The sequence below is a fragment of the Bradyrhizobium guangdongense genome (assembly GCF_004114975.1).
Classification (GTDB): domain Bacteria; phylum Pseudomonadota; class Alphaproteobacteria; order Rhizobiales; family Xanthobacteraceae; genus Bradyrhizobium; species Bradyrhizobium guangdongense.
The window spans coordinates 3,520,940-3,545,426 of the sequence record NZ_CP030051.1 but is presented as its reverse complement, the minus strand read 5'-3'; the positions used below and the strand labels follow the sequence as shown (position 1 = coordinate 3,545,426).

The window sequence follows — 24,487 nt, the reverse complement described above, 5'->3', positions numbered from 1 at the left end:
CGCCTCGCCGCTTACTTCTTCCGGCTGTCCAGCGCCGCCTTGCAGGTCGCGCTGAGCTGGTCACGCTTGGCGTTCAGGCAGGCGATGATCTTGCCGCCGCCGGGAGCGATGCCGGCGCAGAATTTGTCGTAGTCCGCCTTGCACGCGCCGCGCGTATCGGACGATTGTGCCGAAGCGGTCCCGGAGAACGCGACGACGAACGCAAGAACGGCAAAGCTCAATTTGGACATTGTATCTCCGGTAAGGAAAGGCAGGAGCCGGTAGCTCTACATGAAGATTGCGACATTCAACATCAACAACATCAACCGTCGCCTGCCCAATCTGCTCGCATGGATGCGCGCGGCGAAGCCCGATGTCGTCGCGCTTCAGGAATTGAAGGCAAGTGATGGCGAATTTCCGGCAGAAGCGATCGAAAAGGCCGGTTACGGCGCAGTCTGGCGTGGCCAAAAGACCTGGAACGGCGTCGCCATCCTCGCCCGTGGCACGGAGCCTATCCTCACGCGCGACCGGTTGCCGGGAAAGCCTGGGGATCTCGAAGCCCGTTACATCGAGGCCGCCGTGCGCGGGATCATCGTCACGAGCATCTACCTCCCCAACGGCAATCCGCAGCCGGGGCCGAAATTCGATTACAAGCTCGACTGGTTTGCACGGCTGAAACGTCACGCCAAGACGTTCATCAAGCAGGACCTGCCCGTGGTGCTCGCCGGCGACTACAACGTCGCGCCCGATGAGATCGACATCTATCCGACGCGTTCATGGGACAAGGATGCGCTGATCCAGCCGAAGAGCCGCGCGGCGTTTGCCTCGCTCGTCGCACAAGGCTGGTGCGATGCGATCCGCGAGCTGCACCCGGACCAGCGCATTTACACGTTCTGGGACTACAAGCGAAACCGCTGGCCGCGCGATGCGGGCTTGCGGCTTGACCATCTGCTGTTGAGCCCTGCCCTCACCTCGCGCCTCGCTAGGGCCGGTGTCGACAGGAAGGTTCGCGGCGAGGACGGCGCCAGCGACCACGCGCCGGCGTGGGTGGTGCTGAAGCAGTAGTGCCGCTGCCGCGGGTCAGCGCCCGTAATAGTCCTGCACCGTCTCCCATGCCGCCTTCTGTAGCAATTGCGCCGTCTCCGGATCGACCCCGGTCATGTAGGAATTGCCGATGGGCGAGCGGCCGCTCAGCGCAGCGAGCGTCACGCAGGCCGCCAGATACGTACCTGCCGGACTCGGATGGCGCTTGTCCGGCGCATAGAGATTGAGCTCAGGCTGCAGCTTGCGGACGCGCGCGAAGGCGAGGCCCGCGGGAATGACGAGCGCGTCATTGGTGTTGCCGGCGAGCGTGTAGGCCTCGGCGAGCTCTTCCGTCATTTCCGGCTTGTCGGCATAGGCCCAGGACATGAACAGCACCGGACGCATGCCGTGGGCGCGAACGATCTCGCTGTCTTTCTTCGCAAAGCTCGTGAACGCGTCTTTCAATTGCGGATGGATCGGGCACTGGCTGCAGTCCATCATCACGACCGCGTCGTACTGCCGGCCTGGCTTGTTGAACTTCACGACGTTCTGCTCGTCGAAGGAATAAGCGCCGAGCCCGCCCGGCCGCAGCAGATTGTCCATGTCGTGCCAGTCGAGCCCGGAGCCGCCGATCGTCACCATGGTGTTGCGATAGGTCGCCTTGTTCGCAGCGTCGGCTGCCCGCTCCATCAACGTCAGATGGCCCGGCATGCCGTTGTTGTAGTAGAAGAAGCTGTTGCCGACGAACAGCGCGGCCTTGGGGAAGTCCGGACCCAGCGTCGTGACCTTGGGCTTGGTCTGCGCCTGCGCTGCATCGAAGCCGGCCGCAGCGAGCACAATCGCCGCGAGCATCACTCGCGTAAAAAGACGCATCATGGCTTCCTCCCGTTTTTCTCGGGCCGGAAACAAATCAGCTTTTCGAGAGCACCTCAAGAGGACGCCGCTGCGGGCAGATATGCGGGGCGCTGCGTCCTCACCACAAATTCTTGCCGTCGATCACGTTCACCGGCACCGCGTCGAGATCGAAATCGTCGAATAGACGCGCGTTGACGCCGACCCTGGGATTGTCGAAGTCAGGCTTTCCCGTCGACCAGTCGGGCGATTCCGAGAAGGTCCCGCAGCCGCAGCTCGCACAGAAATGATGTTTGACGGTGCGGCTGCCCCAGAGATAGGTCGCAACGTTGTCGACAGGTGACAGCAGGCGAAATTGCGCGGGCGTGTAATAGGCCCGCAACGCGCCACGCTTGGCGCAGAGCGAGCACGTGCAGCGCGTCACGCTCGCAGGCGCCTCGGTCACCTCGAACACCGTCTCACCGCAATGGCAGCTTGCCTCGATCGGCATGATCCGTTCCCCGCTTGTCAGGAGATGGTCGTAGCCGGACGCTGCTGCCAACATGCTGTCAGCAGCGCTGACGCCCAAGCAAGATCCTGAAAACAACCCCATGCACAGCAGTGGCAGGATGTCACCATGAACGAACTCCGTCCGCTGCGAGCAGAGCCAGGCGGGGATCCTCAATTTCCCCGATCTCCCGGAGCCCTGTCGTTGGCGTTCCTCTTCGTCCTCACCGTCGGCCTCGTCGCGGGCACCATCTCCGGCATCGTCGGCACGGGCTCGTCGATCATGCTGATGCCGGTGCTGGTCTATGCCAATGGGCCGAAGGAGGCCGTGCCGATCATGGCAGTCGCCTCGGTGATGGCGAATCTTTCGCGGATCCTCGCGTGGTGGCGCGAGGTCGACTGGCGGGCCTGCGCGGCCTATTCGGTCACGGGCATTCCGGCCGCGGCGCTCGGCGCGCGGACGCTGCTCGCCCTGCCCTCGCACGCCGTCGATCTCGCCATCGGCGTCTTCCTGATCGCCATGGTGCCGCTACGGCATTGGCTGGCACGGCACGACCTCAGGGCCAATCTCTGGCATCTGGCGATCGGCGGCGCGATCATCGGCTATCTCACCGGCATCGTGGTCTCGACCGGTCCGCTCAGCGTGCCGCTGTTCCTGTTCTACGGTCTTAGCAAGGGCGCCTTCCTCGCGACCGAGGCGGCCGCCTCCCTTGGCCTCTACTTCGCGAAATCTGTCACGTTCGAACGCTTCGGCGCGCTGACGCCCGAGGTCTTCATCAAGGGCTTGATCGCGGGCTCCTCGCTGATGTCGGGCGCCTTCGTCGCCAAGCGATTCGTACTGCACCTGAAACCGGAGATGTTCCGCCTGGTGATGGATGCGATCATGCTCGCGGCCGGGCTCTCGATGCTCTGGAACGCGACACGGCCGTAGCGCTCAGTCGGCGAATTCGGCGCGATCGAGGGGCTGTCTGCGAGCACGCGATCCTCACCGCGCCCGGCCACCGCAAGCCCGCGCAGCACCGCATCGAGGGGTTGCGGCTTGTGGTACAGAAAGCCCTGGCCGAGCCTCACGCCCATCTCGCGCATGGCCTGCGCCTGCTCGGCGCGTTCGATGCCTTCGGCGACCAGGGTGAGCCCGAGCGTGCCCGCGAGCGAGGCGATGACGCCGACGATCGCCTTGTCTTCGGCGCTCTCGGGGATCTCGCGGATGAACGCCTTGTCGATCTTGACCTTGTCGAGCGGAAAGCGCCTGAGATGGGCGAGCGAGCTGTAACCCGTGCCGAAATCGTCGAGCGCGATGGTCGCGCCCAGGCGCCGCAGCCGGCGCAGCGTATCGGACGCGCTGGCGATATTGTTGATCAGCGATCCCTCCGTGATCTCGAGCTCGAGCGACGAAGCTGCGACGCCGAACCGCTCGCAGGTCTCGCGCAATTCGGCCGCGAACGAATGATCGGCCAATTCGGAGGGAGGCAGATTGATCGCGATCCGGATGGACGACTTGCCGGCAGCGGCCAGCTGCTGCAACGCGCGGCAGGCGTCGGTCAGCACGTAGCGCGTCAGCCGCGCGTTATTTCCGCTGCGTTCGATCAGCGGCAGGAATTCGCCGGGGCCGATCACGCCATATTCGGAATGACGCCAACGAATGAGTGCTTCCAGGCCGATGACTTCCTCGGTCATCATGTCGACCTGGCTCTGATACCAGACTTCGAATTGCTGCTCGGCAAAGCCTGCGGGAATCGCGAGCTCCAGATCCCGACGGCGACGGTAGTGACGCTGCAGCGCTTCGTCCAGCACCGCCACGGTGCCGGGCGCCTTGCTCTTGGCGTGGTAGAGCGCAATGTCGGCGAGCGCCGGCAAATGCGCCAGCTCGGGGTCGCCGGCACGGCGCACGGCAAGGCCGATGCTGGCGCGCGGCACGACCTGCTTGTCATGCAGCAGGATCGGCGCGGAGATCGCCTCCAGCAATTGTCGCGCGAAGGCTTCTGCGGCCGCTTCATTGCCGACCTCAGGGCGAATGACCACGAACTCGTCGCCGCCGAGCCGCGCGACCCAATCTTCCGGCTCGACCGTGCCGCGAAGCCGCTCCGAGATCTGGACCAGAAACTTGTCGCCGGCATCGTGACCGAAGGTGTCGTTGATGCCCTTGAAATCGTCGAGATCGATGAAGCAGAACGCGATCAGCGCGTCCGGCGAACCGGCATCGCCGCTCAAGGTCACCAGACGCTCGGACAGCGAGCGGCGGTTGGGCAGCCCCGTGAGCGGATCGTGCGATGCCATGTGACCGAGCCGGTCAAGCGCGCCTGATGTCGTGTGCTGCATCGCGTTGAAGGCGCTCGCGAGCTGGCCGAATTCGTTGGACGATTTGACATCCGCCGGATAGGCGCGGCCATCCTGCTTGCTGCGCTGGATCGCGGACATCATCGCCGCCAGCGGCTTGCCGATGAAGATGTTGGCGGAGATCCGCATTGCGATCATGGTCGCAAGCGTCCCGAGCAGGCCGACGATGAGTAGCAGCCCCAGCCTGCTGCCGGCGTCCGCATAGAGCGTCGCATAGGAATAGGCGATCACGATGCGGCCGGCCTGAACGGCGATGTTGCCGTTGCGGTAGCCGATCGGACGCGAGATCTCGGTGAGAGCCTGGACCGTGGGCCGCGCCACCACCCGGGCGATCACGACGCCGGTGTCGTCGTAGACGGCCGCGGCCGCGATGGTCTCGTCGTGCATGATCTCGTTGAGCACACCCGTGACCTGGTCGTAGCGCATCTTCCAGAGCGGCTCGGCGATCAGTTCAGCGCGGCTCTCGGCAACGCGGGCAATGCGGGCATCGAGCTGCCTGATCTGCGACCAGAAGCTCGACACCTCGACGCCGGCAGACGCAAGCAATTGCACCAGCAACAGCACGGGCACGGTGGCCCAAATCATCGCGCGGACGACCGAGCGCGATGGCGCAGGATTCGCTGGACCGTTCATCCCGTCAGCGTCCGGCATCATTCACCAGCGCTGCTTGGGGGTGACAGCGAGGAAATCAGCATATCAACGGAGAAGTCGTATTGGCCGCAACGTCCCTGCTTTGCCCTGAATCGCGCAAAGTCGATCCGGTCGTAAGCCCGGGATTTGATCAGCGTGGCGACGGAGGCGAGATTGTCGCGCGTGATCGCCGACGTCTTGACCTCGATATGCGGCGAGCTGGCTGCGAAGTCGCAGCCGTCGGCATAGTCGCGCAACAGCACGACCGACCAGCCGCCGAGCAGGAAATGGCCGCCGTCGCTCAGCAGCAAACGACCGGCCTTGATTTCACGCAGCGCGTCCTCCGACCAGTTGAGGCCGACAATCTGGATATCCTGTCCCGGTGTGATGCCGGCCGCCGCGACGGCCTTGAGCGCCCCCAGCGCCATCGGATCGTTACCGGCCCAGATCCCGGCGGGGCGGATGCCCTTGCGTTGCGCCCAGCCCAGGTAATTGGCCGCCACCTGCTCCGCTTCCGACTGCGTCCAGTTCGCGAACAGCATCCGGTCCACGACCACGTCGGGCGCCGCCGCGACCGCGAGCTGGAGACCGGCATTGCGGGCAATCGAGGCCGGCGTGATCTCGTCACCGCCGATCCCGAGCAGATGGATCTTGCCGTCAGGGCTTTGCCATTTCTCGTTGCGCGCTGCGCCGATCAGCGCATTCGCCATCCGCGCGCCTGCGGTCGTCAGATCGGTCGTGATGTCGCCGAGCCAGTTCTTGAGCTTGGCTCGCGGCGGCCCGAGCCGCACAGCGTCCTCGCCGATCAACGTGTTCGACAGCAGCAGCGTCTTGATGCCCGCCTTCTCAGCCGCCTCGAGGATCGGTACGGCGGCGGACTCCTCGTTGGAGAGAATGAGGAAGTCCGGCTTGTCGGCACGGGCGACCACGCCGAGGCCAAGCTCCTGCATGGTGCGGTAATTGCGCTCGCTGGTCAGCACCTCGACATGGGCGTCGAGCTTGCGGCCGGCAGCCTGCATGGTCTGCGAGACCATGTCCCAGTAGACCTCGCCGGTCTTGCCGGGGTTCACGAAGACGATGTTGAGCGGCTTTGCATCGGCGGCAACGACACGGCCAGCCGGCACGAGAACGCCAAAGGCCATGCTCGCCGCGAGCAATATCCGTAAGAGGACCGTCATCCGTTTCGCCACCCCATCCTGGTTCCGAAACTGGACCTGCGTCCGCTAACATTTGGCAAAGTCCGGCACGGAGGGACGGCATAGCGCTAACAAAGAGTGTATGGCCGCACGGAATTGCCTTAACTGGAGCACGGATGGCTAGCCGCGCAGCCCACCGTTCCGTGCTATCAGCGCATTTTGAAACCTCCGACTCACCATACCGATGGCCAAGAACACGCTCTCCTTCGTCTGCCAGAACTGCGGCGCGGCCTATAACCGCTGGCAGGGCAAGTGCGAATCCTGCGGCGAGTGGAATACGCTCGCCGAGGAAGACACCAGCGGCAGCGTGCCGGTCTCGATCCGCTCCAAGCGCAAGGGGCGGACGTTCGCGCTGGAGAGCCTTGCCGGCAAGAGCCCGGATGCGCCGCGCATGTCGTCGGGGCTGACCGAACTCGATCGCGTTACCGGCGGCGGCTTCGTCCGCGGCTCGGTGCTGCTGGTCGGCGGCGACCCCGGAATCGGCAAGTCGACGCTGTTGACGCAGGCGACCAGCATGATGGCTCGGGCCGGCCACCGCATCGTCTACATCTCGGGCGAAGAGGCCATCGCCCAGGTGAGGCTGCGCGCCGAGCGGCTCGGGCTGTCGGATGCGCCGGTGCAGCTGGCGGCCGAGACCTCGGTCGAGGATATCGTCTCGACGCTGTCGGAAGGCACGGTGCCACGGCTGATCGTGATCGATTCGATCCAGACCATGTGGACCGACACGGTGGAGTCGGCCCCCGGCACGGTGACGCAGGTGCGCGCTTCGGCACAGGCGCTCATTCGTTTCGCCAAGAAGACCGGCGCGGCCATCATCCTGGTCGGCCATGTCACCAAGGACGGCCAGATCGCCGGACCCCGCGTCGTCGAACACATGGTCGATGCCGTGATGTCGTTCGAGGGCGAAGGCTCGCAGCAATTCCGCATCCTTCGCGCGGTCAAGAACCGCTTCGGCCCGACCGACGAGATCGGCGTGTTCGAGATGACCGGGCTCGGCCTGCGCGAGGTCACCAACCCCTCCGAGCTGTTCCTGTCCGAGCGCGATCTCGGCACGCCCGGCACTGCTGTGTTCGCAGGGATCGAGGGCACGCGGCCCGTTCTGGTCGAGTTGCAGGCGCTGGTGGCGCCGACCTCGCTCGGCACCCCGCGACGGGCCGTGGTCGGCTGGGATCAGAGCCGGCTCTCGATGGTGCTGGCGGTGCTGGAGGCCCATTGCGGGGTCAAGCTGTCCGGCCACGACGTCTATCTGAACGTCGCGGGCGGCCTGCGCATCCACGAGCCGGCCGCCGACATGGCCGCCGCGGCGGCACTGGTGTCATCCCTGGTTAACGCGCAGTTACCCACCGATGCGGTCTATTTTGGCGAGATTTCGCTCTCCGGCGTGATCCGCCCGGTGGCGCAGACCCCGGCGCGGCTCAAGGAAGCGGCAAAACTCGGCTTCAAGCGCGCCGTACTGCCCGAATCGGCCCGGGGTGGTGAGGCGAGTGGCGATGCCGGATTGTCCCTGAACGCGATCAACAGCCTCACGGCCCTGGTCGCTGAAATCGCCGCCCGTGGCTCGCGCCGGGGCGAGTCGAGCGCTCCAGCGGAGAAAAATGCCACACCGGCAAGATTCCGCCGTGGAGAGGGTTAGCTGGAGGTGACGTCAAGCGCCCCCGCCGCTATACAGCCGTCACAAAAGCAGCATGGGATTGCGTGGTTGCGGCCTTGCCGGAAGCGTCGTCAGGCCTTCTTTTAGGCTGGCGGCCAAACACCGATTCGCTGAGCACCTTTTGAGAGTACGAGCGGACCAGACCAGCCGATGCCAGTAACACTCCTCGACCTGATCCTGCTCGGTGTGATGCTGATCTCGGGCCTGCTTGCCATGGTTCGCGGCTTCATGCGCGAAATCCTCTCGATCGCGGCCTGGGGTACCGCGGCGATCGTGACGCTGTACTCCTTCTCCAAGCTGCTGCCGACCGCCAAGACCTATTTCAACAACGACACGGTCGCGAGCGTGGTCGTGGTCGCCGGCGTGTTCGTGGGCACCCTGATCGTCGTCTCCGTGATCACGGTCCGAATCTCCGACATGATCCTGGATTCGCGCATCGGCGCGCTGGACCGCACCCTCGGGTTCCTGTTTGGCCTCGCTCGCGGGCTTTTGATCGTCGTGGTCGCCTTCCTGTTCTTCACCTGGCTGGTGCCGGACAAGCAGCGCCCGGACTGGGTCACCGGGGCCAAATCCCGCGTGGTGCTCCAGGGAACCGGGGATTGGCTGATGTCCCTCTTGCCTGACGACCCCGAGAACACCATCTTGAAGAGATTCAAGAAAAACAAACCAGACGATGATCAAGCTGATACCGAGCAGCAGCCTTCGGGCAGTGGCGACGGGTACAGCAAGCCTGCTCGTGACAGCCTGAAGAAGCTGATCGAGAAACCTGCGGCGCGTTGATTGAGCCCTAGAGAGAGGCGCGGACGAGATGCGACACCCTGACCAGGACGCCCATACTGATCTCGATCCCGGCTCCGCCGCGCTAGAGCTTCAGGACGACCTGGAGGGAGATACGGTCCGCGAGGAGTGCGGTGTATTCGGCATCTACGGACACCCTGATGCCGCCGCCATCACGGCGCTCGGCCTTCACGCCCTCCAGCATCGCGGCCAGGAAGCCGCCGGCATCGTCTCCTACGACGGCAGCCGCTTCCACAGTGAACGCCGCCTCGGCCTCGTCGGCGATACCTTCTCCCGCCGTGAGGTGATCGACCGCCTGCCCGGCACCATGGCCGTCGGCCACGTCCGCTACGCCACGACCGGCGCCACCATCCTGCGCAATGTGCAGCCGCTGTTCGCCGAGCTCAACGCGGGCGGCCTCGCGGTCGCTCACAACGGCAACCTTTCCAACGGCCTGACGCTGCGTCGCGAGCTCGTCAAGAGCGGCGCGATGATGCAGTCGACGTCCGACACCGAGGTGATCCTGCACCTGGTGGCGCGCTCCAGACGCAGCCGCTTCATCGAGCGCTACATCGACGCGCTGCGCGAGATCGAAGGCGCCTATGCCCTGGTTTCGCTCACCAACAAGAAGCTGGTCGGCTCGCGCGATCCGCGCGGCATCCGCCCGCTGGTGCTCGGCGAGCTCGACGGTTGCCCGATCCTGACGTCGGAGACCTGTGCGCTCGACATCATCGGCGCGCGCTTCGTGCGCGACATCGAACCCGGCGAAGTCATCGTGTTCGACGAGAACGGCCAGGACATCCACAAGCCGTTCCCGCCGATGGCGCCGCGCCCCTGCATCTTCGAGTACATCTATTTCGCGCGTCCGGATTCCATCGTCCACGGCCGCTCGGTCTACGAGGTGCGCAAGGCATTCGGCGCGCAGCTCGCACGCGAGAGCCATGTGCCCGTCGATGTCGTGGTGCCGGTGCCGGATTCCGGCGTGCCCGCCGCGGTCGGCTACAGCCAGCATTCGGGCGTGCCCTTCGAGCTCGGCATCATCCGCAACCACTATGTCGGCCGCACCTTCATCCAGCCGACCCAGGCGATCCGCGAATCCGGCGTGCGCATGAAGCACTCGGCCAACCGCGCCGCGATCGAAGGCAAGCGCATCATCCTGATCGACGACTCGCTGGTGCGCGGCACCACCTCGAAGAAGATCGTGCGCATGATGCGCGATGCCGGCGCCAAGGAAGTGCATTTCCGCCTCGCCTCGCCGCCGATCCTCTACCCCGATTATTACGGCATCGACCTGCCCGATCGCGGCGGCCTGCTGGCCGCGACGCATTCGCTGGAGGAGATGCGCGAGCTCATCGGCGCCGACTCGCTCGCCTTCCTGTCGATCGACGGTATGTACCGCGCGATGGGCGAGCCCGGCCGCGACCCCGCCAATCCGAAGTTCGCGGACCACTGCTTCACCGGCGCCTATCCGACCCACCTCACCGACCAGACCCAGACCGAGCCGCAGCCGCGGCAGCTCTCGCTGCTGGCCGAGGCGAGCTGAGGGCGCAGCGGCGCCGATGCAGACGATCGTCGCCATCCTTTGCGGGGTGCTTTTGGTCGGCTTCATCGTCTTCGCCTTCGTCCAGGGCATGAAGGTCACGCCCAAAAGCTCGGAAAGCGGCTCGAACGACGATAATAAGCAATTGACCCGCGACCGCTAGAGCGTGAAGGCAATAATTGCGTCAGACCGGGCTTGTCCCGGTGACCCATGTCTGTAAAACCCGTCGCGAAGACGTGGATACACGGATATGACCAAACCCCTCGCCAACCGCATCGCTCTCGTCACCGGCGCCTCGCGCGGCATCGGCTTTGCCACGGCGCTCGCGCTGGCGAAGGCCGGCGCGCATATCGTCGCCACCGCGCGCACGCAAGGAGGGCTCGAGGAGCTGGACGACGAGATCCGCAAAGTGGGCGGCAGCGCCACGCTGGTACCACTCAACCTCACGGATACCGACGGCATCGCGCGGCTCGGCGCAGGCTTGCACGAGCGCTATGGCAAGCTCGACATCCTCGTCGGCAATGCCGGCGTGCTCGGTCCCTCCTCGCCGATCGGCCATATCGAGCTGAAGACGTTCAACGACGTCATAGCCGTCAACGTCTCCGCCAACTTCCAGCTGATCCGCTGCATGGAGCCGCTGCTCAAGCAGTCAGACGCTGGCCGCGCCGTGTTCATCACCTCGGGCGCCGCCAACAAGGCGACCGCCTATGTCAGCCCCTACGCCGCCTCCAAGGCCGCGCTGGAGACGCTGGCCCGCGCCTGGGCGCACGAGACCGCGAACACGAAGATCCGCGTCAACCTGTTCAATCCGGGCCCGGTCCGCACCCGCATGCGCGCCACGCTGATGCCGGGCGAGGACCCGGCGACGCTCGACACGCCCGAGCAGGTCGCCGAACTCATCGTGCCGCTGTGCGCGCCCGACTGGACCGAGACCGGCAAGTTCTACGACTACAAGACGCGCAGCCTGATGAGCTTCCGCGCGCCGGCGTGACCATCGGCTCAATAATGCAGACGCTCGAGCTGCCTCGGACGCGCTGAAATAGCGTCTCAACGCATCTTTGCCCCAGAGTTAACCGACGGATGACGCGACGGCGCAGCGTCGTCCGGCTTTAGGCGCATTGCCGGGGCCCGCGGGACACGGTAGAGCCAACAGCCGGAACAAGGCTCCGCAAGAGAGCTGTCCGCATATTTGACAATGGAGGAAATCCTTTATGACGACGACGTTCGCGCGCCGCTCTGCGGCCCTTCTCGCCTGCGCTGCCTTCGGTTTTGCATCATCCGCCTACGCTCAGGACAAGACCGTCACGATCGGCGTGCTCAACGACATGTCCAGCCTCTACGCGGATATCGGCGGCCCCGGCTCCGTGGCGGCGGTCAAGATGGCAGTCGAGGATTCCGGCCTGCTTGCCAAGGGCTGGAAAATCGAAGTGGTCAGCGGCGACCACCAGAACAAGCCTGATGTCGGCGTCAACATCGCGCGGCAGTGGATCGACACCCAGAAGGTCGACATGATCACCGACACGCCGAACTCCGGCGTGGCCCTGGCGGTCAGCAACGTCGCCAAGGAAAAGAACGTCGTCCTGCTCAACAATGGCGGCGCCAGCGCCGATCTCACCGGCAAGGCCTGCAACGCCAACACCATCTCCTACACCTACGACACCTACATGCTCGCCAACGGCACCGGCAAGGCGCTGACCAAGGCCGGCGGCGATAGCTGGTTCTTCCTGACCGCCGACTACGCCTTCGGCGCCGCGCTCGAGCGCGACACGAGTGCCGTTGTCACCGCGAACGGCGGCAAGGTGCTCGGCGGCGTCAAGCATCCGCTCAACACGTCCGACTTCTCGTCGTTCCTGCTCCAGGCGCAGAACTCGAAGGCGAAGATCATCGGGCTTGCCAATGCCGGCGGCGACACCACCAATTCGATCAAGCAGGCGGCCGAGTTCGGCATCGTCGAAGGCGGCCAGAAGCTCGCCGCGCTGCTGCTCTTCATCAACGACGTCCACTCGCTCGGCCTCAAGACCGCGCACGGCCTGACCTTCACCGAATCCTTCTATTGGGATCTGAACGACAACACCCGCGCCTGGTCCAAGCGCTTCCAGGAGAAGGTGGCCAACCACGCGATGCCCTCGATGACCCAGGCCGGCAACTATGCCGGCGTGATCCATTACCTCAAGGCGCTCGAGGCGCTCGGCGGCAATCCGCATGACGGCGCCAAGGTCGTCGCCAAGATGAAGGAAATCCCGACGGACGATCCGCTGTTCGGCAAGGGCCCGCTGCGCGAGGACGGTCGCCGCATCATCCCGGCCTACCTGTTCGAGGTGAAGAAGCCGGAGGAATCGAAGGGACCGTGGGACTATTACAAGCTGGTTGCGAATATCCCGGCGGAAGATGCGGCAAGGCCGCTCAAGGACAGCGAGTGCCCGCTGGTGAAGAAGTGACCGCGTAGCGGTCGCGCACGCCTCCACGACATCATGCCCGGGCTTGTCCCGGGCATCCACGTTCTTGGAGGCCGTGCCGAACTAGTCTCTAAAATGGCACTCGAAAGGATCGCCCGGACATGGATCAACCACCTTGGTCACCATTGCGTGGTGGAGTTGCTTGTCCGCAACGAAATTCCTGACGAAGTCGACCGTTGCGGGATGGAGAGCCACGACCGCATTTGAATCCCGGGCTGCCTTCACGAAGTTGGCGGCATGCTTTTCGTCCTGGAGCATTCGAACAAAATGCACGACGGAGTGCAGCGGAACTCTGAGCATCTTCGTTGTCGAAGACGACTTTTTCGCAGCCTTGCTAGCCTTCTTAGCCTTTTTCGCCATAATACCCTCCTTAGTTATCGCAACCGCCTGATTTCAACTTCGGGACTCTTGGCCTGGTCCGCGGCCAGCACCGCGAGCCGTTCGGACGGGCTGCCGCCTCCGATCACGCGCCGACCGACAATAAGAGGACTCCGCGTAATCTGATCAGCCGGATCGCTCGCAACTCCCCCGCGAGATGAGGAAAAAAGGTAGGAGCGAAGTGGATCCAACTCGGCGATCCGCGTGGGCGCAATCGCAACTCCCACTGTCACCTGATGCACGTCGGTCCGATCGGCAAGTCCGTTTCCGGTCGCACTCGACAATTGGAATGCATCCGTCACGGGAGTAAATGTCACCCCTGGCACCACAGAGGCCGACACGGTCGTGGTAAAGGTGAGCTTGTCGGCCATCGTAGGAGGACTGCCGCCAACTCCCGGCTTGGCATCGTCACCTGCCAGGTTGGCAAACAGCGTCAGATTGATAAAGTCCTCGATCACAGCATCGATGCCAATTCGCCCAGCGATCGGATAGATGTAGTTGGGCCCGACGACTTTTCCTTCACAATACCCTTCGGGTACCTTTGTCAGCAGGCCGCTGAAAGTATCCGTCGCGGTGAATGTGCGCTGATTGACCCGCGCCCTGTTGGCTGAACCGTGCAGACCGAGCGTGTATTGCGAGTTGGTAAGAGGCTTGAGAAAGTTGACGTCGGTGGACAAATTATTGTCCTCCGTCATGGTGAGATCGAAACTGTAGGCAAGCCCAGCGTCGTAAAACAGCTTTGCAGCGGAGCGCACACGAACAAGCGCAGCTCCCTTGAATAGGTTGTAGTGGAAATTCCTTATGGACGCCGGCTCTTGCTCGTACTGCAGAGCAAGATCTTCAGCCATTGGAAGTTGCGGACCGATCCGGTGGAGCCACTTGATGACAAACCGGCGAAGCGTATCGCGGCTCTCGCATCGGATTTGGCGAACGATATGATAGGTCGATACGCCCGTCACGTTCTCCGGCAGTGGATGGATCGCGCAACCTGTAGACAGGAGAGACAGGATTGCGACGGCAGCGAAAAAGCTCCGTTTTATCACAATAGCCTCCGCTCAGCCGCGCACATCAGCGCGGCTGCGTAATCACGATATGAAAATTTAAGGTTGCGCTCGCCGACGCCGGCAGTCCAGCGGGTCTCGCCAAGATTCTCGAACTGTTGCTCAAAGAGCACTTACGCGAAGATGGCCGACGCGAAAAATCGCGCCTCAGTCGTTCAGGCAGCCGACCCGTCCGCTCACGACGGCCGCTTGCGCTTGTGCGCGAACGGGTTGGCCTTCTCGCGCAAGGTGATGCGCACCGGCGTGCCCGGCAGCTCGAAGGTCTCGCGCATCGAGTTGACGAGGTAGCGCAAGTAGGACTGCGGCACGGCATCGGCGCGCGAGCAGAACAGCACGAAGCTCGGCGGACGCGCCTTGGTCTGCGTGATGTAATTCAGCTTCAGCCGGCGGCCGGATACCGCGGGCGGCGGATTGGCCTGGACCGCCTGCTCGAACCAGCGATTGAGCGCGGATGTCGGCACGCGCCTGTTCCAGATCGCGTAGGCATCCTGGATCGCCTGCATGAGGCGATCGATGCCTTCGCCCATCAGGCCGGAGACGGCGACGATCGGCACGCCCTTGAGCTGCGGCAGCCAATGGTCGGCATCGCGACGCAGAGTGGAAATCGCGCCGCCGCCCTTGGTCTCCATCAGGTCCCATTTGTTGACGGCGAGCACGACCGCGCGGCCCTCGCGCTCGATCAGGTCGGCGATACGCAGATCCTGCTCCTCGAAGCGGTTCTGCGTGTCCATCATCAGCACGACCACTTCGGCAAAGCGCACCGCGCGCAGCGCATCCGCAACCGAGAGCTTCTCCAGCTTCTCCTCGATACGCGAGCGGCGGCGAAGACCGGCGGTATCGAACACGCGGAAATCGCGGCCCTTCCAGTTGATCTCGACCGCGATGGAATCGCGCGTGGTGCCGGCCTCAGGGCTCGTCAGCAGCCGTTCCTCGCCGAGCAAATGGTTGATCAGCGTCGACTTGCCGGCGTTGGGCCGGCCGACGATGGCGACCCGGATCGGACGCGTCGCGGCCTCTTCCTCGGAGAGCGGCTCGTCGTCCTCTGCATCATCCTCCTCGACAGGCGGCGGCATCAGCTTGGCGAGCGCGTCGTAAAGCTCGCCCATGCCCTCACCATGCTCGGCCGAGATCTGGATGGGATCGCCGAGACCAAGCGCAAAGGACTCCATCGCGCCGGCGTCGCCGTGCTTGCCTTCGCTCTTGTTGGCGACCAGCAGCACCGGCTTGTTGGCCTTGCGCGCGAAATCGGCGAAGGCGCGATCGGTCGGCGTGAGACCGATGCGGGCATCAATGACGAAGAACAGCGCATCGGCCTGCGCGATCGCGGCCTCGGTCTGTTCCTGCATGCGTGCGGTCAGCGAGCCCTTGGCGCCCTCGTCGAGACCGGCGGTATCGATGATGGTGAACTCGAGGTCGCCCAGTCTAACTTCGCCCTCGCGGCGGTCGCGGGTGACGCCAGGCAGGTCATCGACGAGCGCGAGCTTCTGTCCGACCAGGCGGTTGAACAGCGTCGACTTGCCGACATTGGGTCGGCCGATGATGGCGATCGAAAAGGACATCGGTCATTCGTGCGCTGCCGGGGCCGCGCCTGTCAATGCAATGAGAAAACTAGCGCGAGAAGCTGCCGCTCGGCAGCGGCGCGGGGAAAGCGCCCTGGGGCTGCTGCGCCGGCTGTGGCTGGGTGGTCTGGGCCGACTGCGCCGGCTGCTGTGCGGGTTGCTGGTCCGGCGGCGGCGCGGTGGTGCGCTTGCGGACGATCTTGTGCTTCGGCGGCGGGGCGGCCGGCGCCGGTGCCGCCTCGGGCTGGGCCTCGCCGTCGACCTCACCGGCCGGCGCTTCAGCCGGTGCGGCAGCGGTGGGCGTCGTCTGCCTGGTCTTCTTCCCCTTGGCGGACTTGGTCGGCTTCGCGGGTTCGGCCGGCGGTGGCTCGGCAGGAAGCGCAGCGACGGCGGGCGCGTTCGGGTCCTGCTGCTGCGCGCCCTTGTACATCTCTTTGGGAACACCCTGCTCCAGACCCGGCACGCCCTCGGGGAAAACAGGCTTGCGCTCGCCGGGCAGCTTCTTCTTGGTGTCGAGGAAGTCGAGCAGATCACTCGGATCGAAGCTGGAGCAACCGCTCAGAACGCCCGTGAAGGCGATCAGGACGGCAGCTGCGATCAAACGTGGCGTGCGGCGCATCTTGGATCTCGTTTAGTCAGAGGGCCGTCGTCAGCTCTTGGCGACGGGCGGCAGCAGGGCCTGAAGCGCCTCGGCGCGCGAGCGCAGGCCGGGCGGCGTCTCGCCGTCCTCGGCAATCGCGTCGAGCCATTTGCGGGCCGCGGTCATGTCGTTGTTGCGCCAAGCCGACAGCGCCAGCAATTCGCGGGCGGTGTGGCGGAAGGTCGATTTGGGATCGGCGGAGGATTCCAGCCGCTGCTGCATGTCGGCATAGGAGGCGCTGTCCACCAGCAGGCCGGCCGCGCGAACCTTCGCCAGGTCCTGCCACTCGCTGCCGATGCTGCGGTCGGCAGCGATGTCGTCATACATCTTGGCCGCAGCCTTGGGATCGCGAGCCGCGCTTTCGGCCGCGGCGCGAAGTCGTGCCAGCGTGCGATAGCCGGACGGCGCCTTGGCGGCGAGATCGGCGAAGGCGGTCTCGGCCTCCGCATGCTTGCCCTGCTCCGACAGCTCGACGGCCTTGTCGAAGACCGCGCCGGCCTCGGCGGCCTTCTTGGCCTCCAGGTACTGGTAGCCGCGCCAGCCGCCGACGGCCGCCACGATCAGCACCATCAGGGCGATGAAGTAGAGCGAATATTTGTCCCACAGCTTTTTGAGCTGCTCGCGACGTACTTCCTCGTCGACTTCGTCAAATAATTCAGACACTTAAGCTAATCCCATGCCCGGCCGGGAGCGCGCGCCAGATCGCGCGCGTCCAAACCCCGTCCCCACGTCGCGGCGGCGATACCCTATCGATATGGCGGTGGCAAGGCAAAGCAAGCCCGATCAAGGCGTTAACTGAGGACCTTGGCATCCCGGCCCCCCGGTCCCCGGTCAGACCAGCAGCTCCCGCAATTGCCGCTTCACCACCTTGCCATTGGCGTTGCGCGGCAGGGGCTCGGCGGTCACGGTCATCGTCTCCGGCACCTTGTAATCGGAGAGCCGGTCGACGCACCAGGCGCGCAGGTCGTCGCTGCCGATCTGCGTGCGCGTGACCACGACGGCATGAACGCGCTCGCCGAGCACGGGGCATGGCTTTGCAATGATCGCGCTCTCGACCACGGCGGGATGGCCGGCCAGCACGGATTCGACCTCGGCCGAATAGATCTTCAGGCCGCCGCGGTTGATCATGTCCTTCTGTCGGTCGAACACGCGGACGAACCCCTCGGCGTCGACCGAGCCGAGATCGCCCGAATGCCAGAAGCCGGCGGTAAAACTCTCCGCCGTGGCCTTCGGGTTGTTCCAGTAGCCCTTGATGACCGAGGCGCTTTGGATCCAGAGCTCGCCGATCTCCCCACGCGGCAGCTCGCGCCCATCGGTCCCCATCGCGATGATCCGCGCCCCCGGGCACGCCAGCCCAACGCTGTCGATGTGGGTCGCCGTCATTTCGCCCGGCATGATCGTGGATGGCGACGTCGTCTCGGTCGCGCCGTAGCAATTCATCAGCTTCAGGCCGGGAATTGTCGCCTTGAGCTTCTCGATGGTCGCAACCGGCATCGGTGCGCCGCCGAAGCCGCCGATACGCCAGCTCGAGAGATCGTAGCTGTCGAAATCCGGCTGCAGCAGACAGAGATTGTACATCGCCGGCACCATCACCGTGTAGGTGACGCGCTCGCGCGCGGCGAGCTTGAGATAATCGGCCGCCTTGAACTCCGGCATGATGATCAGCGCGCCGCCGCAGCCGATCATGGTCGTGATGTTGGCGACGACGCCGGTGACGTGCCCGAGCGGGACCGCTGCGATCGAGCGATCGGCCGCGGTCAATTGCAGGCAGGACACGAACACCATCGAGGAATGCACGATGTTGCAATGGGCCAGCATCGCGCCCTTCGGCTTGCCTGTCGTGCCCGACGTGTAGAGGATCATCGCAGTGTCCTCTTCCCTGACCTCGACCGGCGCCGCCGCCGGCGTGTTGCCGGCGAGCGCGGCGAAACGCGACAGCGCCGGATCGTTGTCGATGGCGATGCGATGAAGCAGGTCGGGCACATCCTGCGCATCGGGCAGCCGCTCGATGAGCGTTGCCTCGTGGATCAGGATCCTGGCGCCGCAATCGGCCAGCACATAGGCGATCTCCGGCTTCTGCTGGCGCGTGCTGAGCAGCACCGTAACCAAGCCCTCATGCGCAGCGGCAAACAGCAGCAGCGGAAATTCGATGCGATTGCCGAGCAGGATCGCGACGCGGTCGCCGCGCTGCAGGCCGAGCTTGCGAAAGCCCGAAGCAATCCGCGCGGCCTGCTCCGCCGCCTGCCGCCAGCTGAGCCTGATATCGCCGCAAACGAGTGCTTCGCCGTCGCCGTTGCGCGCGGCAGCCTGCGCGATCATCGCCCAGAGACTTTCCGGTCGCTCGGTGAAAGCCGGCACCACCCGATCGCCAAAGCGGGCCTCGAACCGCATCGGCGGAATCTGAGATTGCGACCAGTCCATCGGTGGGCCCTCGTCTCGTTGCTTTTGTCACCTTCCGGGCATGGGCACGGAGGTGATGTCTTGCGCCGATCGGCTAGCCCATGACGGGCACGCCGATCACGACCGGATGGAACGCAAAGGCCAGCGCCAGATAGGCGACGATGCCGACCGCGATCGCAATCACATCGTTGGTGACGCCGCCCACTGGAATCGGCGGGGCACCGGCATCCTTGCGATGCTTCAGCGAAATGCGGTCATACACGCCCCAGCCCAGGAACGAGCCGAACAGGATGATGGAGCCGAGATCGCCGTTGGCAAGCAGATGCGCAAACGCCCACAGCTTGACGCCCGCGAGCATCGGATGCTTCAGCGTCGCATAGATGCGGCCGCGCAGGTAGGAGGCGACCACCAGGATCACGGCGGGCAGCATCAGCGCGACCGTGATGTGCTTCATCGCTTTCGGCGGATACCAGACATCGATCCAACCTGAGCTGCGATAATGGCCAAAGCCCCAGACGATCAGCGCCAGGCCCGCAAGCGAGACGACCGAGTAGAGGATCTTGTAGGTCCCCTCGCCGAGCCGCGCGATCGCCTGCGCGCGCGCCTCACGTTTCGTCGTGAAAACATGGGCGGCGAAAAACAGCACCAGCCCCAGGATCATGACCAGCAGACCCACGACATCCTCCCCTTGGCTCAGCGCCCCCGCCCCTCAGGTATCATCGATTGGCCGCCGGTCGCAACTGACGCGCTACTTGCCCAGGTCCCGGTTATCGACATAACGGATTGCGATGGGACGCCCGGCCAGAGCACCACCGAGTCCATCAGTGAATTTCAGCGGCAGGCAGGCGTTCAGCGACGACTTGATCGCGTCGAGGTAGGCGGTCCGTGTATCGGCCGGAATGCCCGCGGTCGCATATGTCAGGCGCGGCGGGCCGATCAGGCCGCCGTTCCTGTTGAAACTGAAACGCACCGACATTTGCGTGCCGCCACGCGCGTTCTCCGATGGCGGCGACCAGCAGCTGCGCAGTTCGGCGAAGAGGTCACCGATCGTATCGAGATCGTGATCAGGCTTCTGGTATTTTGCGCGGTCGGCCTCCGGCGGGACGCTCTGGATCGTGAGCTGGAGATTCTGGCCGTAGGGATAGTCGATCTCGGGGATGCAGGGGCCGGGCTCGAGCGGGCTGCAATAATACGGCGTGCAGGGGCGTCCGTCGAGGACGCTGCAGGGCTCGTGCGCGAACGGGATCGGGTTGATCTGGCGCGGTCGCGCGTCGACGGCGGCGGACGGTAACACCAGCAAGAAAAAAACGAGAATGCCGCGCCACATGGATGAGCTCACAATGCCACGTGCGTGAAAAGTGGCATCGCCATCGACAACGTCAAGCCTGCCACCGTTCACATGCTTGCGTGGAGGCACAGTGTCGTCGCCCGGCTCGACCGGGCGACCCAGTACTCCGAGACAGCAGCGATAGAACCGAAGAGCCGCGGCGTACTGGATGCCCCGGTCAAGCCGGGGCATGACAGTGGAGAGTGTGGCTGCAGCGCCGAGAGCGTGATTGCCGCGAACGCGACCACCTACGCCTTCTTCTTGACGTCCTTGACGTTGGTGAACTCGATGCCCTCGGCGCGCTCCTTGGTGTAGCCGAGGTAGAACTCGTTGCGGGCGAGATAGACAGGATCGCCGTCGACGTCGTCGGCAATGCTGGACGTGTTGGCGGCGATGAAGGTGTCGAGCTTCTTGCGGTCCTCCGAGGAAACCCAGCGTGCGAGCTGGAACTCGCTGACCTCGAATTCGACCGGCAGCGAATATTCGGCTTCCAGTCTGGCCTTGAGCACGTCGAGCTGCAGCGCGCCGACCACGCCGACGAGCGCGGGCGCACCGTCGCGCGGACGGAACACCTGCACCACCCCCTCTTCCGACATCTGCTGCAGCGCTTCCTTCAGCTTCTTCGCCTTCATCGCGTCGGTGAGACGAACACGGCGGACGATTTCCGGCGCGAAGCTCGGCACCCCGACGAAGTTGAAATCCTCGCCTTCGGTCAGCGTGTCGCCGATCCGCAGCGTGCCGTGGTTGGGGATGCCGACGACATCGCCGGCAAAGGCTTCGTCCGCCACCGAGCGATCCTGCGCGAAGAAGAATTGCGGGCTCGACAGCGGCATGCTCTTGCCGGTGCGCACCAGCTTGGCCTTCATGCCGCGGCTGAGCTTACCGGAGCAGAGCCGCGCGAACGCGATGCGGTCGCGATGGTTCGGATCCATGTTGGCCTGGATCTTGAACACGAAGGCGCTCATGCGCGGATCGGTGGCCTCGACCTTGCGCTGATCACTGTCCTGCGCGCGCGGCTCGGGGGCGAACTTGCCGAGACCTTCCAAGAGGTCGCCGACGCCGAAATTGCGCAGCGCGCTGCCGAAATAGACCGGCGTCAAATGTCCCTCGCGGAACGCTTCGAGCTCGAAGGGTTTTGAGGCCTCGGTGACGAGCTCGAGCTCGTCCTTCACCGCCGAGACGTCGAGATTGGCGTTGAGCTTGGCGAGCTCCTCGATCTCGATCTGCTGCGCAGCTCCCGTCTTGGCCCCGCCGCCTTCGAGCAGGCGCACGCCGCCATTGACGACATCATAGGTGCCGAGGAAATCGCGGCCCCGGCCGACCGGCCAGGTCATCGGCGTGGTGTCAAGCGCCAGCGTCTTCTCGATCTCGTCGAGCAGCTCGAAGACGTCGCGGCTCTCGCGATCCATCTTGTTGATGAAGGTGATGATCGGGATGTCGCGGAGCCGACAGACCTCGAACAGCTTGCGGGTCCGCGCCTCAATACCCTTGGCGGCGTCGATCACCATGACGGCGGAATCGACCGCGGTCAGCGTGCGATAAGTGTCTTCCGAAAAGTCTTCGTGGCCCGGCGTGTCCAGGAGGTTGAACACGAGGCCCTCGAACTCGAAGGTCATCACCGAGGTCACGACGGAAATGCCGCGCTCCCGTTCGATCTTCATCCAGTCCGAGCGGGTATTGCGGCGCTCGCCCTTGGCCTTGACCTGCCCGGCCAGGTTGATGGCGCCGCCGAACAGCAGCAGCTTTTCGGTCAGCGTGGTCTTGCCGGCGTCCGGATGCGAAATGATCGCAAAGGTGCGCCGCCGCGCCACTTCGGCGGCAAGCGGGGAACGGGCCGGCGATTCGGCTGTGGTGGTGGCGATGTCGGACATGGCGGGAGCGTTTGGCAGGGAAAACGGGCCTGATCAAGCTTCATTTGGTGATTGCGGAGCCCTTCGGCCAGCCCCATATCGGCCTTCCGGGGAGGACGACCTTCCTGCTCATCCGTCTATCAGCCCGCGGGGACGACCCTGCCGTGAATGGAGGGTCGTCATGGCCTGGAGCGTCCTGTTCGTCGCCGGTCTTCTCGAGATCACCTGGGCGATCGGCCTGAAATATACCGAGGGCTTTACCAGACCTGTTCCCTCCGTGATCACGCTCGCGGCCATGGCCGGTAGTGTCATCCTGCTGGGACTTGCCCTGAAGTCCCTGCCCGTCGGAACCGCCTATGCGGTCTGGACCGGCATCGGTGCGGTCGGGACCGCGACGCTCGGCATCTTCCTGTTCAATGAGCCGGCCACGGCGCTTCGCCTCGCCAGCATTGGGCTGATCGTGGCCGGCATCGTCGGGCTGAAGCTCGTTACTTGAGGAAGATCTGGACCGCCCACCAGCTCAGTGCTGCGACGATGGCCGAGGCCGGGATCGTGATCACCCAGGCATAGACGATCGAGCTCGCCACGTTCCAGCGCACCGCCGAGACGCGGCGGGCCGCGCCGACGCCGACAATGGCGCCGGTGATGGTGTGGGTGGTCGAGACGGGAACGCCGAGGAAGGTCGCCATGAACAGGGTCGCTGCACCGCCGGTCTCGGCGCAGAACCCCTGCATCGGCGTCAGCTTGGTGATGCGCAGGCCCATGGTGCGGACGATGCGCCAGCCGCCCATCAGCGTGCCCAGCGCCATGGCAGCCTGGCAGGACAGCACCACCCAGAACGGCACCGAGAACTCGCTGCCGAGATGGCCCTGCGAATAGAGCAGCACCGCGATGATGCCCATGGTCTTCTGTGCGTCGTTGCCGCCATGGCCGAGCGAATAGAGCGAGGCCGAGGCGAATTGCAGGATGCGGAAGGCGCGGTCGACCGCGAACGGCGTCGAGCGCACTGAAAGCCACGACACGATCGCGACCAGCATCATCGCGAGCAGAAAGCCGACCAGCGGCGACAGCACGATCGCCAGCACCGCCTTGGTCAGTCCGCTCCAGACCGCCGCCGAGATTCCCGCCTTGGCCATGCCGCCGCCGACGAGGCCGCCGATCAGCGCGTGCGATGACGAGGATGGAATGCCCAGCGCCCAGGTCACGAGATTCCAGACGATGGCGCCGACCAGCGCCGCGAAGATCACCTGGGCGTCGACGATCGCGGGATCGATAATGCCCGTGCCGATGGTCTGCGCGACGTGCAGACCGAACACCATGAAGGCGACGAAATTGAAGAACGCGGCCCATATCACCGCGAATTGCGGCCGTAGCACCCGGGTCGAGACGATGGTCGCGATCGAATTGGCGGCGTCGTGGAGGCCGTTCAGGAAGTCGAACAGCAGCGCGACGGCGATCAGTCCGACCAGAACGGGAAGACCCAACGCAGCATCCACGGCGCGGCCCTCCGTTAAAATCCACGCATGATCTGGGCGGAAAACCGCTGCACACTTTTCCGGATCATGCGCTAAACCTGCTCGATGACGATGCTGTTGATCTCGTTCGCGACGTCGTCGAACCTATCGGCCACCTTCTCCAGATGGTCATAGATCTCGACGCCGACGATGAAATCCATCGCGTTGCCGTTGCGATGCTTGAGGAACAGCTCCTTCAGGCCGATGTCGTGGAGATCGTCGACGCGGCCCTCCAGCTTGGTCAGCTCCTCCGTGATCGCGGTCAGCATGGCAACGTTCTTGCCGATCTGCTGCATCAGGGGCAGTGCGCGTCCGACCAGATTGGCGCATTCGATCAGGAGCGCGCCGATCTCGCGCATCGGTGGCTCGAAGCTGCGGACCTCGAACAGCATCACCGCCTTGGCCGTCTGCTGCATCTGGTCGATTGCATCGTCCAGCGAGGTGATGAGGTTCTTGATGTCACCACGATCGAACGGCGTGATGAAGGTGCGCCGCACCGCCGTCAGCACCTCGCGGGTGACATTGTCGGCGTCGTTCTCGAACTGGCTGACGCGCTGGCAGTAGACCGGCGTCTCCTCGCCGCCGTTCAGCACGCCCTGGAGCGCGATCGCGCCCTGGATCACGGTCTGGGCATGGCGGTCGAACAGGTCGAAAAACCGTTCTTCCTTAGGAAGGAAAGCGCGAAACCAACGCATCATGGGACTAGTCTACCGGTTTGACATGGCCCGGCCCCGTCAGGGCCGTCACGAAACCGTCATAGACCATTTTCGCTCCGCGCGCGTGCCATCTCAGGCCTGCGGAGCCGGATCATCCACCGGATTCGCCCGTCAG

24 protein-coding genes and 1 pseudogene are annotated in these 24,487 nt (G+C 64.6%); 9 read left to right on the top strand and 16 right to left on the bottom strand.

All coding sequences use genetic code 11. From position 1 onward, the window contains the following. Positions 1–11: 11 nt before the first annotated feature. Positions 12–230, bottom strand: a complete 219-nt coding sequence (locus tag X265_RS16860; RefSeq protein WP_128965820.1) for a cysteine rich repeat-containing protein — start codon at positions 228–230, stop codon at positions 12–14. 40 nt (positions 231–270) lie between these two features. Between X265_RS16860 and X265_RS16855 the strand changes: the two genes are divergently transcribed. Beyond that, on the top strand, positions 271–1,044 hold the full coding sequence (locus X265_RS16855; protein WP_128965819.1) for an exodeoxyribonuclease III: 774 nt from the start codon (positions 271–273) through the stop codon (positions 1,042–1,044). Positions 1,045–1,059: 15 nt separating this feature from the next. Here the strand turns inward: X265_RS16855 and X265_RS16850 are convergent, their stop codons facing one another. Together X265_RS16850 and X265_RS16845 are read right to left on the bottom strand one after the other, a co-directional pair. Further along, positions 1,060–1,878 carry an SGNH/GDSL hydrolase family protein gene (locus tag X265_RS16850; protein ID WP_128965818.1) on the bottom strand — a complete coding sequence of 273 codons (819 nt, stop codon included), beginning with the start codon at positions 1,876–1,878 and terminating at the stop codon, positions 1,060–1,062. Between the two features lie 97 nt (positions 1,879–1,975). Beyond that, positions 1,976–2,344: a GFA family protein gene (locus X265_RS16845; RefSeq protein ID WP_128965817.1), complete on the bottom strand. Its 369-nt coding sequence runs from the start codon at positions 2,342–2,344 to the stop codon at positions 1,976–1,978. 201 nt (positions 2,345–2,545) lie between these two features. On the opposite strand from X265_RS16845, the gene X265_RS16840 reads away from it, so the two are divergent. Continuing rightward, positions 2,546–3,271, top strand: coding sequence for a sulfite exporter TauE/SafE family protein (locus X265_RS16840; protein WP_128965816.1), 726 nt, complete (start codon positions 2,546–2,548; stop codon positions 3,269–3,271). A 17-nt stretch (positions 3,272–3,288) separates the two neighbouring features. Here the strand turns inward: X265_RS16840 and X265_RS16835 are convergent. Then, positions 3,289–5,310: pseudogene (locus X265_RS16835) on the bottom strand (putative bifunctional diguanylate cyclase/phosphodiesterase); the annotation flags it as partial. A gap of 17 nt (positions 5,311–5,327) precedes the next feature. Then, positions 5,328–6,485, bottom strand: coding sequence for an ABC transporter substrate-binding protein (locus X265_RS16830; RefSeq protein ID WP_164938627.1), 1,158 nt, complete (start codon positions 6,483–6,485; stop codon positions 5,328–5,330). Between the two features lie 202 nt (positions 6,486–6,687). Here X265_RS16830 and radA point away from each other — a divergent pair, with 202 nt between their 5' ends. The 6 genes from radA (at position 6,688) to X265_RS16805 (ending at position 12,909) form a co-directional block, all read left to right on the top strand. Then, positions 6,688–8,136 carry a DNA repair protein RadA gene (gene radA / locus X265_RS16825; RefSeq protein ID WP_128965814.1) on the top strand — a complete coding sequence of 483 codons (1,449 nt, stop codon included), beginning with the start codon at positions 6,688–6,690 and terminating at the stop codon, positions 8,134–8,136. Between the two features lie 168 nt (positions 8,137–8,304). Next, on the top strand, positions 8,305–8,934 hold the full coding sequence (locus X265_RS16820; protein WP_092294521.1) for a CvpA family protein: 630 nt from the start codon (positions 8,305–8,307) through the stop codon (positions 8,932–8,934). Positions 8,935–8,962: 28 nt separating this feature from the next. Next, entirely contained in the window at positions 8,963–10,474 is a 1,512-nt protein-coding gene (purF, locus tag X265_RS16815; RefSeq protein WP_128965813.1) for an amidophosphoribosyltransferase, read from the top strand. A 16-nt stretch (positions 10,475–10,490) separates the two neighbouring features. Further along, positions 10,491–10,634: a hypothetical protein gene (locus X265_RS40510; protein ID WP_164938626.1), complete on the top strand. Its 144-nt coding sequence runs from the start codon at positions 10,491–10,493 to the stop codon at positions 10,632–10,634. Positions 10,635–10,721: 87 nt separating this feature from the next. Then, a complete protein-coding gene (locus X265_RS16810) occupies positions 10,722–11,462 on the top strand; it encodes an SDR family NAD(P)-dependent oxidoreductase (RefSeq protein WP_128965812.1) in 741 nt (246 codons plus the stop codon). A gap of 220 nt (positions 11,463–11,682) precedes the next feature. Further along, positions 11,683–12,909, top strand: coding sequence for an ABC transporter substrate-binding protein (locus X265_RS16805; RefSeq protein ID WP_128965811.1), 1,227 nt, complete (start codon positions 11,683–11,685; stop codon positions 12,907–12,909). Between the two features lie 81 nt (positions 12,910–12,990). Here the strand turns inward: X265_RS16805 and X265_RS16800 are convergent, their stop codons facing one another. The 9 genes from X265_RS16800 to X265_RS16760 all read right to left on the bottom strand — a co-directional run bounded on the left by X265_RS16800 (position 12,991) and on the right by X265_RS16760 (position 22,163). Beyond that, complete coding sequence (locus X265_RS16800) at positions 12,991–13,287, bottom strand: hypothetical protein (protein ID WP_128965810.1); 297 nt, start codon at positions 13,285–13,287, stop codon at positions 12,991–12,993. A gap of 14 nt (positions 13,288–13,301) precedes the next feature. Continuing rightward, positions 13,302–14,348 carry a hypothetical protein gene (locus X265_RS16795; RefSeq protein ID WP_128965809.1) on the bottom strand — a complete coding sequence of 349 codons (1,047 nt, stop codon included), beginning with the start codon at positions 14,346–14,348 and terminating at the stop codon, positions 13,302–13,304. Positions 14,349–14,542: 194 nt separating this feature from the next. After that, a complete protein-coding gene (gene der / locus X265_RS16790; protein WP_128965808.1) occupies positions 14,543–15,925 on the bottom strand; it encodes a ribosome biogenesis GTPase Der in 1,383 nt (460 codons plus the stop codon). Positions 15,926–15,974: 49 nt separating this feature from the next. Then, complete coding sequence (locus tag X265_RS16785) at positions 15,975–16,544, bottom strand: hypothetical protein (protein WP_128965807.1); 570 nt, start codon at positions 16,542–16,544, stop codon at positions 15,975–15,977. Positions 16,545–16,574: 30 nt separating this feature from the next. After that, complete coding sequence (locus X265_RS16780) at positions 16,575–17,228, bottom strand: tetratricopeptide repeat protein (protein WP_128965806.1); 654 nt, start codon at positions 17,226–17,228, stop codon at positions 16,575–16,577. 168 nt (positions 17,229–17,396) lie between these two features. After that, a complete protein-coding gene (locus tag X265_RS16775) occupies positions 17,397–18,986 on the bottom strand; it encodes a class I adenylate-forming enzyme family protein (RefSeq protein ID WP_128965805.1) in 1,590 nt (529 codons plus the stop codon). 73 nt (positions 18,987–19,059) lie between these two features. After that, on the bottom strand, positions 19,060–19,641 hold the full coding sequence (locus X265_RS16770) for an NnrU family protein (protein WP_128965804.1): 582 nt from the start codon (positions 19,639–19,641) through the stop codon (positions 19,060–19,062). A gap of 72 nt (positions 19,642–19,713) precedes the next feature. Beyond that, a complete protein-coding gene (locus X265_RS16765; RefSeq protein WP_128965803.1) occupies positions 19,714–20,292 on the bottom strand; it encodes a hypothetical protein in 579 nt (192 codons plus the stop codon). 248 nt (positions 20,293–20,540) lie between these two features. Then, positions 20,541–22,163 carry a peptide chain release factor 3 gene (locus X265_RS16760; protein WP_128965802.1) on the bottom strand — a complete coding sequence of 541 codons (1,623 nt, stop codon included), beginning with the start codon at positions 22,161–22,163 and terminating at the stop codon, positions 20,541–20,543. Between the two features lie 160 nt (positions 22,164–22,323). Here X265_RS16760 and sugE point away from each other — a divergent pair, with 160 nt between their 5' ends. Then, positions 22,324–22,638, top strand: a complete 315-nt coding sequence (sugE, locus tag X265_RS16755; RefSeq protein WP_128965801.1) for a quaternary ammonium compound efflux SMR transporter SugE — start codon at positions 22,324–22,326, stop codon at positions 22,636–22,638. Here sugE and X265_RS16750 read toward each other — a convergent pair. Beyond that, positions 22,631–23,638, bottom strand: coding sequence for an inorganic phosphate transporter (locus X265_RS16750; RefSeq protein WP_128965800.1), 1,008 nt, complete (start codon positions 23,636–23,638; stop codon positions 22,631–22,633). The genes sugE and X265_RS16750 overlap by 8 nt on opposite strands. Before the next feature lie 71 nt (positions 23,639–23,709). Beyond that, complete coding sequence (locus tag X265_RS16745) at positions 23,710–24,354, bottom strand: DUF47 domain-containing protein (RefSeq protein ID WP_128965799.1); 645 nt, start codon at positions 24,352–24,354, stop codon at positions 23,710–23,712. Between the last annotated feature and the right edge of the window lie 133 nt (positions 24,355–24,487).